The sequence below is a fragment of the Mesorhizobium sp. M7A.F.Ca.US.006.04.2.1 genome, assembly GCF_004022915.1.
Lineage (GTDB): Bacteria > Pseudomonadota > Alphaproteobacteria > Rhizobiales > Rhizobiaceae > Mesorhizobium > Mesorhizobium ciceri.
Map to the genome: position 1 here is coordinate 1 of NZ_RZQA01001340.1, position 1,038 is coordinate 1,038.

1 protein-coding gene and 1 pseudogene are annotated in these 1,038 nt (G+C 59.7%); both read right to left on the minus strand.

All coding sequences use genetic code 11. The features are described 5' to 3' along the window. A partial coding sequence (locus EN925_RS37150; RefSeq protein WP_128337428.1) for a TIGR04290 family methyltransferase occupies positions 1–746 on the minus strand: 746 nt, incomplete at its 3' end. 2 nt (positions 747–748) lie between these two features. Continuing rightward, a pseudogene (locus EN925_RS37155) lies at positions 749–1,038 on the minus strand (nucleotidyltransferase family protein); the annotation flags it as partial.

Sequence of the window (1,038 nt, forward strand, 5' to 3'; positions counted from 1 at the left end):
CCTTTCGAGGGGTAGACGGGACCGCCACTGGCCGGGTCGCCTGCGGCCCGGCAGAAATAGACCTCCTGCTCAGGGTGCAGAACGATCTCGAAACCGGCGCTGCGCAGCATCGCTTCGGTGCAGGCTCGATTGGGTATCCACCAGTTGGTCGGGTCGTCGGCATAGCGGTGCTCGATGAAATGGAGCTTGGGAAATTCCGGCCGGTCGAACAGGTCATGCGTCCAGAAATGATAGTTCTCTTCCATCTCGGGAAGATCGGTGCTGCCGCGCTGCATGGACTGGAAGATCATCAGATCACCGGCGACATGCTCACGGATAAGGTCGAGCGCAAGCAACGGGTGGCGCAAGTGATAAAGCACCCCCATGAACAGCACGATATCGAATGTTTCGCGCAGGGCGCCGACGTCGTAGACCGACAGTTTCTGGAATTCGATCTCGCAATTGGCGATCTCGGCGGCAAAGCGGGCCTGCGCCAGATAAGCCTCATCGAAATCAATGCCGAGGACACGGGCAGCACCTCGCCGTTTCATCTCGATGGAATAGAAGCCGGCATTGCAGCCGATATCCAACACCGTCTTGCCTGTCAGATCCGCGGGAATGGCCTCGGCGAATTTGCGCCATTTGATCAGCGGGTAATTGCCGAGAAAATGGTTGGGAGCGGTTTCGACACCGGCCAGTTCCATGTTGTGGAACCATGGGCCGAGAGCATCGATACGGCGGCGGATTTCGGCATGGGAATGCAGCATGGTCAGGCTCCTTCGCCGGGAACGACAGGCACATGCGGGTGTGCTCCACCCACAAGCATGGCGGTTTGGCGTTGTTCGGATGCGACGCCCTCTTCGAGCAGCCGAAGAGCCGTGCGATAGCCGTTGAAGGTGCCGACATCGACGTAGGAGACTCCGGCCCTGACACCGTAGGCTTCACCGCCGGCAGCCAGATAGGCATTGATCAGGGTGCCGATATATTCGTCACGCCGGTCCCGTTCACGCCAGAGTGCAGCGAGTTGGTGCAAGATCCGGCCCGGCATCTTGAACGCCC